This window comes from Sphingosinicellaceae bacterium (assembly GCA_019285715.1).
GTDB lineage: Bacteria > Pseudomonadota > Alphaproteobacteria > Sphingomonadales > Sphingomonadaceae > Glacieibacterium.
In genome coordinates this window covers 1608058-1620663 of sequence record CP079108.1, presented here as the reverse complement: position 1 = coordinate 1620663, position 12606 = coordinate 1608058, and the positions used below count along the sequence as shown (strand labels likewise).

The 12606-nt window shown below is 67.1% G+C and carries 5 protein-coding genes; 4 read left to right on the top strand and 1 reads right to left on the bottom strand.

What is annotated here, in order from left to right; genetic code table 11:
* Positions 1-7: 7 nt before the first annotated feature.
* Together KX816_07485 and KX816_07480 are read left to right on the top strand one after the other, a co-directional pair.
* The gene (locus KX816_07485) at positions 8-2011 is read left to right on the top strand and encodes a toll/interleukin-1 receptor domain-containing protein (protein QXQ07828.1); all 2004 of its coding nucleotides are present in this window, start codon (positions 8-10) and stop codon (positions 2009-2011) included.
* 333 nt (positions 2012-2344) lie between these two features.
* Entirely contained in the window at positions 2345-2992 is a 648-nt protein-coding gene (locus tag KX816_07480) for a glutathione S-transferase family protein (GenBank protein QXQ07827.1), read from the top strand.
* A 381-nt stretch (positions 2993-3373) separates the two neighbouring features.
* Here KX816_07480 and KX816_07475 read toward each other — a convergent pair whose 3' ends face one another.
* Complete coding sequence (locus tag KX816_07475) at positions 3374-3610, bottom strand: DUF2171 domain-containing protein (GenBank protein ID QXQ07826.1); 237 nt, start codon at positions 3608-3610, stop codon at positions 3374-3376.
* 627 nt (positions 3611-4237) lie between these two features.
* On the opposite strand from KX816_07475, the gene KX816_07470 reads away from it, so the two are divergent.
* Both KX816_07470 and KX816_07465 read left to right on the top strand, forming a co-directional pair.
* Positions 4238-7834, top strand: coding sequence for a hypothetical protein (locus KX816_07470; protein ID QXQ07825.1), 3597 nt, complete (start codon positions 4238-4240; stop codon positions 7832-7834).
* A gap of 1 nt (position 7835) precedes the next feature.
* Entirely contained in the window at positions 7836-12518 is a 4683-nt protein-coding gene (locus tag KX816_07465; GenBank protein QXQ07824.1) for a hypothetical protein, read from the top strand.
* Positions 12519-12606: the final 88 nt, after the last annotated feature.

Below are 12606 nucleotides of genomic sequence, written 5' to 3'. Positions count from 1 at the left end.
CAGTCAAATGCGCTACTCCGCATTCATCAGTTATAATCATCGCGATCGGAAGGTCGCCGCCTGGCTGCATCGCGCGCTCGAAACGTATCGCATTCCGCGCCGCTTCAACGGCCGGATCGGTCCGATCGGCACTATAGACGATCGCCTGCCGCCGGTTTTTCGAGACCGTGAGGAACTGTCCTCCTCACCTGATCTTGCTCGGTCCGTCCTGGATGCGCTCACCGACGCAGCGACACTGATCGTGATTTGCTCGCCAGACGCCGCTCGGTCGCGATGGGTCAATGAGGAAATCCGGAGCTTTCGCGTGCTCGGACGCGGGCAACATATCCAGTGCCTCGTCGTTGCCGGCGAACCATACGCCTCGCGGCGGCCGGAGTTCAATCCCGCGCTCGAGTGCTTCCCGTCAGCCTTGCTCGAGGATGGATCACGCGAACCGCTCGCAGCCGATCTCCGGCCTGGCATGGATGGCAAGCATGCCGCCAAGCTTAAGCTACTCGCCCAAATGCTTGGCGTTAGCTACGGTGAGCTCCGCGACCGCGAGACGGCGCGGCGCCACCGGCGCCTGGCTACACTGGCAGCCGCCTCGCTGGCCGGCTTCGTTTTGATGGCCGGGCTCGCCGTGTTCGCGCTGATCCAGCGCCAACAGGCCATAGCCGACCGCGATCTTGCGCGCGAAAAAACCCAGACTGCGGAACGCACCGTGGATTTTGTGCAATCGCTGTTCGAGGTCGCCGACCCGTCGGAGTCCAAGGGCGAATCAATAACGGCGCGCGAAGTCCTCGATCACGGTGCCCGACGCATCGAGCAGAGCCTGAAGAACGAGCCGTCGGTCAAGACCGAGCTGATGACGACGCTGAGCGAGGTGTATGGGGCGCTGGGGCTGTTCAAGCGCAGTGATGCGCTGGTCCGGGATACTTTTGCGATTGCCGGGCGTGACGTGATGCTGGCTCCGCGCCAATTTATGGTGCTTGGCGAGTCCCAGGTGCGGCTGGGTGATTACACAGCTGCGACTGGGTCGTTCGAAAGCGCGCTAGCGGTGGCGCGGCGGCGCGACTACCGGCAGCCGGAGCTGCTGCCACGAATGCTGATCGGACTCAGCGAGGCACAGGCTGGTAACAACAACTTCCTCGCGGCCCAGGCGACGGCGCGCGAGGCACTCTCGCTCGCCAGCGCACCCGGCACCGCCACTCCGGCGCGCGCCACCGCACTCGAGGCGCTCGGTGAAGCTTATTTCTACGACGATAAACCCGACACCGCCGAGCCGTTCTACCGAACCGCGATCGCACTGCGGACGGCCGACGAGGGCGCGCTGCATCCGCGCGTCACCGAAGATCTGAACACGCTCGGAGCGATCGCCTATCTGCGCCAGCAACCCGACGTCGCCGCGCGTTACTATCGGCGGGTGCTGGACAATGACCAGGCCGTGCTGGGCGCCGAACACCCAGACACCGCAATCACACTCAACAGTCTCGGCCGGGTTGTTCTCGAACAGGGTAAATACCGCGAAGCGTACGGCTATCTTGCCCGCGCCGCCGCCATTACGCGCCGCCAACGAGACGAGACCCATGACGAATTCGCTTTCATCTTCGACAATTTGGGACTTGCCGAACGCGCCCTTGGTCATGCCGAGCCGGCCGAGCAGCTGTTCCGCAAAGCACTTGTAGCCGCGACCATCCACAATCACCGCAATCGCGCGCCAGTAATGACGGATCTCGCCGACCTGTTATGTAGCGATGGCCGAACCATTGAAGCACTCGCCCTGCTCACCTTGGCGCGACCGCTAATGACCCGCACCTATCCTGAAGACCCCTGGCGCGTCGCGTGGCTCGACAACGTGCAAGGCGGCTGCCTACTTGCTCAAGGGGATCGCGCTGGGGCCGCGAAGCTCATTGCCGCCAGCACGCCCGTCTTGCAGAAACGCTGGCCTGCAGAAAGCCTGTACGGTGCCGCCGCCGCGCGGCGGCTCCGGGATAGCACCCGGGCAGGCGCCGCCGAGCGCGGCATCGGGTGAAGCGCGGCGCAGCTGCCTGCACCAGCATGATAGGTCAGCTGCCATGCGGCGTTTCGAGCCTCGATGGACGGTGGGGCTATACGGCGGCTGCCTTTTTCGGGACGGAATGAATCAGGCTCCCGGCATCGTCACGCCGCAATCGTCGGCTCGGCGGACCCCTGTCGCAGCTCCTGCGTGACGTCTTTGGGGCGACAGCGGACCGGCAGCTCCGCGGCGGCACGGACCCAAACGCTGCCTTTTCAGCTCCCCGACTTCGGCCGTCCGATCATGTCGATGCTCTTGTCGGACCCTAAGCCGGCGAGCATCGTGCTACCGCCCAGCTTGAGCCACCGCATGAACCCGACGATCACCGCCTTCGCGCTGTCCCCCGATCGTGGCCGGGGACTGGCGCGGGATCTTGCGGTGCGGTGGGCTCTGGAGGAGGTGGGCCAGCCTTATGACGTGCGTCTGCTCTCTTTCGCCGCGTTGAAGGAGCCGCCGCATCGTGTGCTGCAGCCGTTCGGGCAGATACCGACTTACGAGGACGGCATGCTCGCGTTGTTCGAGTCGGCGGCGATCGTGCTCCACGTCCCCGAGCGCCATCCGGTACTACTACCAGAGGATGCCAACGCCCGCGCGCGGTCGATCGCGTGGATGTTCGCAGCGAAGAGTACGGTGGAGCCGGCGGTGGTCGAACGCAGCATGGCATTACTGTTCGAGGCGGATCGGCCATGGCATGCCGAGCGTCTGCGGATGCTCGACGAGCGGGTGCGGGTGCGGCTTGGCGACCTCTCCCGCTGGCTTGTCGGCCGCGACTGGCTGGAGGAGGAGTTTGGCGCAGCCGACGTCGTGATGGTGACGGTGCTTCGCCGGTTGGGTGGGTCGGGACTGCTAGAAGAACAGCCGACTGTCGCTACCTATGTCTCACGCGGCGAGGCGCGACCGGCGTTTGGGCGCGCGTTCGGGGCGCAGCGCGCGGTGTTCGCTGCGGCGACGACGTAGAATATCCCCTGGTGAGGTCCGGGCTTAGCGCAAATCGTCACCACGTATGGCTCGGATCAGTCGCAGCACAGCAAGCAGCATGACTTAAAATACGATATTCGGAAGCGCTACTCGGAATTCTAGGAACGGAGATCCGTTCATCTTGACCAGCAGCCGGTTTCGAGGTTCCCGCAGCACAGGCTAGTCGGCTGGGTTTTATAAGCAACGCGCAGTGCGAACCACGAACTGCCTCGCCGTCACGACGATCGATGGCGGAGCCTCTACCAGACCCTTTCTACCGCTCAGCCGCGCGATCGTCGGCAATCTTTGGCTGCACAGCGCCGGCCCTGCAAACCGGGCTGCGACGTGCAAGTAGCGCGCCGCGGCTCCGTTAGCTTCGGCTTAGGCTTCTTCCTCGAACGTGACGGCAACGTCGCCATTCGCCGACAGGCGGACCTTGTCGCCCTCTACCTCAGCGACCAAGCCACCGGGGATGAAGTGGTGGTGGCCCTTGTGCCTGCCCTCGCCGCTGTCCCTCTTGGTCAGCTTGATGCGGCCGCCCTCGACGTTGTCAACGGTGCCAACATGGACACCATCGGCACCGATGACTTCCATGTGCGCGCGAACCTGATCAATCATGCAGTAAACTCCTGATCGGGACAGTGGTGTAACGCCTTGTACTTGCCCGGAGGTCCATCACGCAACCACGTCTTCAGGTCATCCCGGCATGCCCGATGGTTCGCCGTGGAGGGCGATGATGTATTCCAAACCGCTTTTCGACCGCGCCGCTGATAGCTGCGTTTTCTGCCAGCCAGTGCGGAAAAGACCCAGTCCCGGGCGTTCGGAGTTGCTTGGCCGCATTTCAAAAGTGGACGGTCCTTCATCTCGTCACTGCCGCGGACTCCAAGGTCTGTAATGCACCCGCCCAATGTCGCGGCTGGCTTTGAAAGCGATCAGCGCCGTTCGCGTCTCGTTAGGTTAAGGTCATGAGGGCATCGAATCGATGGGGCGGCGCAAGGACTTGGTGATGGACGGCAGGATGATGCAGCGGTTCGTGAAAGCCCTCGCACCGGCGATCTTCGCGCCGCTAGAGTTTAACACTGACGGGACTACACTAAAAAGAAAACGGGTCGAGTCGAAACAGCCGCGTCTGATGGCCGGATGGAGAGATTCGCGATGGCGACATGGCCCCTGGACTCATCTGTGCCGAACGTCCTCGGCCGTTTCGAGCCGCCGTTCAGGCGTTCCACGATCGGACGTGAGATTATGTCGGTTCGTGTCCTCCGCCCGGTCGACCTGACATCGTTCAAGGCATCTTGGGAGGGGCTTACCCTTGATCGTCCCGATGCTCGTGTTGCGGCACCGCCCGCCAACCCGCAGCGGCTCGAGATATCGTCGCCACCGCGACTGATCGCCGCCGACGGTCCCGGCCACCTGATCATCGAATTCGCCTTCCAGCACGTCGCCGAGTTCGCCACCGAGGACGACAAGCCTACCCCCGACCTCCAGCCCCCGGTCCCGGCGCGCGCCGCCAACCCTAGCAAATTGGTCTACGCAGTCCCCAAGGGGACTGAGATCGCCTTCACCATCGAAGGCCTACTCGAGGCGATGGGCAGCCTGGAGCTGGAGGTCGCTCCGGTCGCGACCGCCGCCCCGGACTTCACCTTTCTGCCCAATGTAATCACTATCGGTGACCAGGGCTCACTGATCGGCAAGTTGCTAACTGGCGCAAAGACCCGCGGGGTCGATCAGATCGCCGTCGGCAGACTGGCGGACGAGAACGCCGCCACCCGCTTCCGCGGCCGCGGTGCGGTCGGGCTGGTCGAGGCGCAGCGCGCGCTAGTCGCGGCGAACCGCCTGATCCGCTCGCGCATCCTGACCGCACCAGGACGTATCTTCACCCCCGGACCGGTCGCCGACGGCGCGGTCGCCAATTCTGGCCAGGTCTTCCAGCCAGGACAGGCCCTCGACCCCGGCCAGGTCTTCGTTCCCGGGCCGCTAGTTCCCGGCCCGGTGGTCACCGTGACCCCCCGCCCCCACAAGCCGCTCGTCCACGAGACCGCGATCGAAGCACCGTTCCGCCTGATCCTGTCCCCTTCGGTGCGTGGCGCCTGGGCTCATGCCCGCAAGCCGGTCGGAGCCGCGCCCGATGACCGGGCGCGCGTCGAGTTGTGGCATTCGCGGCTGGCGGTGAGGAGCCATGGTGTCCTCGACGAGCTCGACGACGACCAGCGCATTGTCCGTGCCATCTGGACGCGCGACCGCGACGGATTTCTCCCGCCGAACCCGTTCAACTCGCTGCCGATAGCTGCTGACCGCGAGCGAATAGTCAAGCAGACCTCCGGCAGCGACGATGCACCGACAGTGACCCCGCCGCCGGTCCGCGCCCGCCGCCTGGCGCTGTCGGCGCTCGGCGCATGGCTAGACCTCCACGTCCAGTTTCCCACCGCCGACCGCTACCCCCAGGGCTTCGGCCCGATGACGTCGTGGGACCAGATTTCGCCGATGGGGCGGGACCAGTACGTCCGCATCGTCGATCCGGGCTATCTCTATCCGCTCGGCCACGCTGCCTATCTCGTGCGGATCATGTGGCGCAAGGTCGTCGACACGCCGCCGCAGGCCGCATTATTCAAGCGCGTGTTCATCGTGCTGGGCGACCCCGACCGCAGTTTTTCGCGGCGCGATCTGCCGTTCGTCAAGGCTCACGTCGGGCCGCTGCGTACGCCCGACCTCAAGGAGCCGCCGGGAGGCGAATCTGCACGGTTCTTCTGGCCAACTGCGGTCGGTGCCTTGGAGCCGCTGAACTGGCACGTCGATGCCAGTGATCACGACGGCGCCATCATCCACCTCAACGCGCCGCTGCTGTTCGTCCGGGCCGCTGTGGGAGTGACCCAGGCCGAGATTGATACCGAGACCAACGCGCATGTGGACCGCATGACGATCGACGGCTACGGCCAGACGGTGGCCTTCGCCCCGGCCCTCGCCGAGGCCCAGGCGACCTTGGGCAGTGCGGGCGCGCGCGCCAGTGCAGAGGCCGCAAGCCTCGACTGGAAGGGCGTCGCGGGCAAGGTCAGCTCCGAGCCGTTTATGGTCCGCGCCCGCGTCGTCATCCCGGCGATCCAGCGCCTGACCCCGGGCGCCGCGCCCGAGGCAGCCACCTATCCGCAGGCCTACAAGGACCATGGCTTTGACGCCGGCAACGCCGGCAACGTCTTCCTTGCGCTCGACAACACGACGGCGCTGAAGTTCGGATCGAGCGAGCATAGCGGAGGCTTCATCCAGCCCGACGTCGCGGTTGGCGGGCTGGCGCGCAGCACCGGTCTGGTCGCCGACGTCGACAAGGCCGTGCTTGGCAACTTCGACCCGGCCAAGTTGTTCAGCGCGGGGCTGCCCAAGCTGTTCGGGCTGTTCAGCCTCGCCGACCTGATCCCCGGTGGACCGCTAGCACTGGCGCCGAAGTTCGTCACCGAGCAGCTCGACCGGGTGTCGTCGCTGCTCCACGACCTCGACGGATTGGCAAAGGCGCTGGCCGATATTGCGGCCGGACCCGACCCTGCGGTGCAGGCCGCGGTGACCAACCTTCCCGGCGAAATCGCGTCGCTGCAAGCCGGAGTCCAGAACTTGCTCGGCGGCAGCGGCCCCCCCGCCAGCGAGGCGCTCGACGCGATCAAGACCCAGCTAACCCAGATCGGCGGCGAGGTCCTGACGGTCGCCGACGCCGCGCCAGGGCTCAACCTTGCCCCGTTCGCCCGTGCCCAGTTCGACCGGCTGCTTGCGGCGCTCAGGCCGGCGCTCGATGCCGCCAAGCTGATCGACCTGCTCGGTGCCATCGCGCAGTTCGCCCAGGGCCTTGACCCCGGCGGCGGCGAGTTTCGCACCCACCTCGAATGGAAGACGGTACTCAACTCCTCACCGATCCTGACCTTCAACGACCCATTGGTGCTCAGCGTCGATGCCCGTGCATCGGCCGGACACGCCGCCGGGATCGAGGTCGCGGCCCAGCTGACCAATTTCCACCTCAACCTGCTGCCCGACGCGCCGCTGATGCAGCTCACGTTCGACCGCATCGCATTTCGCGCCGGCGGGTCGCGCAAGCCCGAGATCGACGTCGTCTTCGGCGATATCAAGTTCGTTGGGCTGCTCGGCTTTATCGAGGTGCTGAAGGACGTCATTCCGCTCGACGGCTTCAGTGACCCGCCGTTCGTCGACATCAGTGCGGAGGGCATCTCGGCGGGCTTCACGCTCGCTATCCCCAATGTCGCGATCGGCGTGTTCTCGCTGACCAACATCAGCCTCGGAGCGGATGCGCGGGTCCCGTTCCTCGGCCCGTCGATCAGCGTCGGCTTCAACTTCTGCACCCGCGAGCGCCCATTCACGCTGGCGGTGTTCCCGCTCGGCGGCGGCGGCTTCGTCGGGCTGCGGCTCGACCCGGACGGCATGATCCTGCTCGAGATGTCGCTCGAGTTCGGCGCGGTGGTGGCACTCGACTTCGGCGTTGCCTCGGGTTCGATCTCAGCGATGGGCGGCGTCTACATCAAGCTCGAAGGCCCGGGCGGATCGCTGACCGGCTATTTCCGCATTCGCGGCGAGGTCGACGTGCTGTCGCTGATCTCGGCGTCGATCGAGCTTTACATGGCGCTGACCTACGCCTTCGACACCGGCAAGATGATCGGCGAGGCGACGCTGACCATCCACGTCTCGGTGCTGTTCTTCTCGACATCGGTCAGCATCCACGTCCGGCGGACGTTCGCCGGGTCGAACGGTGACCCGACCGGCCGCGACGTGCTGCTGCCCGATGGCGCCACCGAGTCCGAGACCTGGAACCTGTATTGCGGCGCATTCGCCGACGAAGCGGAGGCCTGAGATGCGCACCGAGAGCTTCGTCCTCACCGTCTTGCCGCTGACCCTGCGACCCGACGCGGGTTTTCATGTCTCGCTCCACGTCGCGCCGCGGCTGGTCCCCGACGCGGTCGAGGAGCCGCTCCGCAACTTCGACAGCTTCGTCGACTGGGCAGCGACGGCGCGCGCGGCGACGATCGAACTATTGGGTAATGCCGGGGCGATCGCGGCGACGCCGCTGGTCGAGCGCATCGACGCCGGCCTGTGGTCGAAGGTTTTCCCGCCCGACACTATCGTCCGGCGGCCGCGCTTCGATAGCTTCCCGAACCGGGCGTGGCGGACTTTCCCGGTCAAGGCGGTGCACGATATTGCCGCGGTGATGCCGCTGCTCGGCACGATGCTGTTCCCGGTCGATCCGCCCGACCTCAGGACCTACGTCGCCAAGAACATCCGCGGGCAGGATTTCAAGAACCCGGTGGCGCGGCTGATCGGCCAGCTCGGCAGCGGCCGTGGACGCGCCGGCGAGGCGGATGAGGTCGCGCTGACCGCACAGCTCGATCACGTGCCGGGCGCGGGCAGCGTCAGCGCGGACAGCCCGTGGAAGGCGCTACTCGAACCGCTGCACGCGGCACGGCGCTATTATGATCGACCCGAAGCGCGGCGGGCTTACCAGGACATTCCGACCGAGAACCTCGCGCCGAAGCCTCTCGACAAGCCGATGCCCGACTTTCACGAGCGGGTTGCGCACCTCGCTGACCAGCCCGAACTGCTACGGCGGCTGGGGCTGGTCATCGATGTCCATGTTGACGATCTCGCGGGCCTCAAGGCGGCGATCGAACTCCATGCCGGGATGGCAATGCGCGGGTCGGCGGTCAGCATCATTGCGGCCCGCACCCCGGTCACGCATTCGGGCGGCCGCCTGCTGAGCGTGCCGCGCACTGACGACTGGACGGTCGGGCGGCTCAAGCTCGGCGACACCAAGCGCTACTCGGTGCTGGCGATGGACAGCGACGGGGGCGCGCTGAAGGCGGAGGCGTTCATCCGCTCGCTGCCGCGGATGCAGGCGATGGCGGTCAACGGCGACCCCGGCCATGTCGCGCCCCCGGCGCTGCGCAGCGAGGGTCTGACCCTGGTCCAGACCGGCAAGCTGGCGTCGGTGCAGGCGCAGCTCAGTGCTTCGGGGACGATGGTCGCCAGTTCTACTCCCGCGGCCCCGCCGTCGCTTCGGACCGAGGATCTTACGCGCGGCTACCGCGTCGAGATCTGGGACGACCACGTCAAGAAGTGGTTCACGCCCCACGCCCGCCTGACCACCGCGACGGTCGCCGGGCTCGACGCCCCGGTCTACACCGACCTGCCCGAGCGCGGCTATGTCCAGACAGCAGCGGTCAACGAGACGCCGGGCATCGAAAACGGCCCGCTGTATCTTCACGAGGCGATGTTCGGCTGGTCGGGATGGAGCCTTTCGGCGCCGCGCCCCGGCCCTCGCGCCGAACCCTTCATGAAAAACGGCAAGCAGCATGAGGCAGCGCTCGAGGCTGCCCCGCCCGCCGACCCGGTTTCGCCGGTGCAGGTGACGACCAAGGTGGCGCATGGCACCCTGCCGCGGCTGCGCTATGGGCGAAGCTATATGTTCCGCGCGTGGAGCGTTGACCTAGCAGGGAATTCGCCGGGTGACCCGGTGCCGGTAGCCGCCGGCGCGGTCGGGCTACGGCGCGGCTTCGGCGCGGTCGGCGGACCAGCGCGCGCCACCGTCGACCTCGCGACCTTCCGCCCGGCGCTCGAACGCATCTCCAGTGTGCGCGCGACGCCGCTGGTGTCGGAAGATCTGCCCGGCATCCATGGCCTCGCGCTGTCCGCTGCCGGGGCGACCACAGCCGCTGCACCGACGGGACCCGCCGAGGCGCTGATCGCCTTCCAGGCCCGGTCGCTGGCGAGCGATACCACGACTCCGGGCGACAGCCCGCCGGTGCTGACCGGTTTTGCGTCTATCGACAGCCTGGCTCTCAGCCGCCTGCAGGCCCGGCCGCGCATCGTCGCTCCACCGATCGCCTCGTTGGCCGGTTCGGCGGCGCTGACCGACGCGCTGAAGACCGTCAGCCTCGAGCCGCGGGTCGGGCTGCGCTCGGAGACACTCGGCCCGGTCATCGCGCACGACCTCGACGGCATCGAGCTGAACGACGTGGTGACCCAGCCGATCGACCCCGCCGTGTTCACCGACCTGACCGACCAGACACTGACGCCCCTGACGCCGTTCCGGCGCTGGGACACGGTGCCGCCTCCGGTCGTCGTCGCACGCCACCGGCTGAGCATCGCCGAGTCGATCCACCACCTCGTCATTCGCAGCGGCCTCCTCACCTCCCCGGACGGTGCGGGTGGCGAGACGACCACGGTACTCGACCCCGAGGCCTTCATCGCATCGCTGACCCCGGCCTTCGCCGCCGACCTGCGCCCGACCTGCGAGCGGCACCTCGCGGCACCCAAGGGCTCGCAAATCCTCAACGAGCTCCATGGCCGCTTCGACCCTGCTCTCGGCACCGGGACGCCCGAGGAGCGCCGGCTAATGCTTGCTGCAGCGCTGCGCGACGACGGCACATTGTTCGATCAGAAGATCGTTTCGCTCGACGATCCCCTAGTGCTGATCGAGCAGCCAGGCGTCAGTCTGCAGGCGGGGCCCGAGATCGCCGATCCGGTTACCGACCTGGGAACGCTGCAGGATGGCAATCGCGGTAACCCTCCGCCCGTCGGACATTATGTCATCCACGATGTCGACGAACTTGTGCTGCCCTGGCTGCCCGACCCGATGGCGGCGGGAATTGCGTTCGGTATGAACACCGCCAACAAGGGCAGTCCGCTGGTCGGTGCATTCCGGGTCGAGAGCACCGCCGCGCCGTACCTCGGCGACTGGCCCGCGCCGCAGCCATTCCGATTGGTTGTCGAGACCGCGACCGACATGACCGCGACGGTCAGGGACCGGGTGGTGACCATCGGCATTCCACCCGGCGAACGCCTCGACCTGCGGCTGTCGTCGAGCTTGCGCCGCGCCGACCTGCCGCTTTTCGCCTTGTGGGGCCTGCTGCCGGCCAGCCTGACAAGCCTCGACCTGTTCGAGCGGCCCGCCGCCGACGGGCAGTTCTGGGCGCTGACCCCGTACGAGCCGATCAGCCTGATCCACGCGGTGCCGCGCCCGGTTTTGCCCCCGCTGAATACCGCGATCGTCGTCGGCCAACGCGTCAAGGGCGAGACCGGCGTCGGCCTTGGCGCCGTCATCGACGTCCACGCGGCCAGCACGGACCGCATCGACGCCGAGGCAAGCTGGTCCGAATGGATCGACGACCTCACCGCCGACGGGCCGGTGCGCGAAGCCAAGCGCGCTGTACCGTTCCACGCCCAGGTCGACTATGACGAGGACATGGTCCTGCTCGGCCCGGCGAACGCGGATTTCGCGTTCCCGGGCGTCGGCGCGGTTCGCATCCACCGCGCCCGGCACGAGTTCGGCGACACCCGCCACCGCGTCGTCGACTATGCTTTCCGCGCGACCACCCGCTACCGCGAGTATTTCCCGCCCGCATTGCTCGCGACGCCCGAAAGCCGCAGCGTGCTCGGGGTGCCGACGACGCTTAGCCTCCTCAGCACTGCCGCGCCGCCTGCGCCGATCGTCGACTCGGTGATCCCGCTGTTCCGCTGGGACGAGAGCGACGATCCGGGGCAACCCTTCGGCATCCGTCGCCGCCGCCGTGCCGGGCTGCGGGTCTATCTCCGCCGCCCGTGGTTCCGCAGCGGCGACGACGAGCAACTCGCGGTCATCATCACGAGCAACGGCGAGGACGCCGGTGTTCACACCAGCGTCTGGGGGTCGGACCCGGTCTGGTTCAATGCCGGACCTGCGGTCCCGCTCGTAGGCCTGTCGGTCGAGGACCTGTACGGCGCGGCGGGCATCGACGGTGTCCGCGGCCCCGACCCGCGCCTTTCGCTGCTGAAGATCCTGCCCGCCGGCGGTAAACTCGTCTCGGCGATCGGCTACCGGCCCGAATACAATGCGGAGCGGCAACTGTGGTTCGTCGACGTGGCGATCGAGCCAGCGGCATCGGTCTGGGCGTTCGTGCGGCTCGCGGTGGCGCGCTACCAGCCCAACTCGCTCCAAGGGCTGGAGCTGTCGCCGATCGTGTTGTGTGATTTCACCCAGCTCCTGCCCGAGCGCACCATGACGGTGTCGCGCCCCGACGTGACCACGGTACGCGTGACGGTCAGCGGCCCGGCGGGCCTGCGCGAGAGCGCGCCAGCGGCGGCGCCCGGGGTCTTCGCGCAGAAGCAGACGATCCCGACCGGGATCGATCCGGGCGCGCTGGGCGTGGGCGGGCCTTACCCCCTTGGAGCCGCCGACCCGACCAACGCGATGGCCAAGGACCGCCGAGTCTACGCGGTGCTTGAGCACCGTGAGCCTGGCGACGTCTCGGACCTCGACTGGCACGCCGTCCACCGGCAGGAGCTCAGCATCGGCGGGCTGTCCGCGGCGGGCGAGTTCGCCTGGACCGGGGTGATCGACATCGGCACGTCGATCCCGCTTGGCGAGCCCGGCCAAGACCGCGGTTGGCGAATTACCGTCGAGGAGCACGAGGGCATCGAAGGCGACCCCGCTGAGCCGAACAGCCGCGGGCCGTTGGTCAAGCAGTGGCGGCTGATCTACGCCGATCGAACGCTGTTGTAGAGGGCTCGCCGATGCGCGAACGCGATATCGCGGCCCAGTACCTCCGTCTGATCCACGTGTGATCGGGAGCACAGACGTGTTTTGTCTC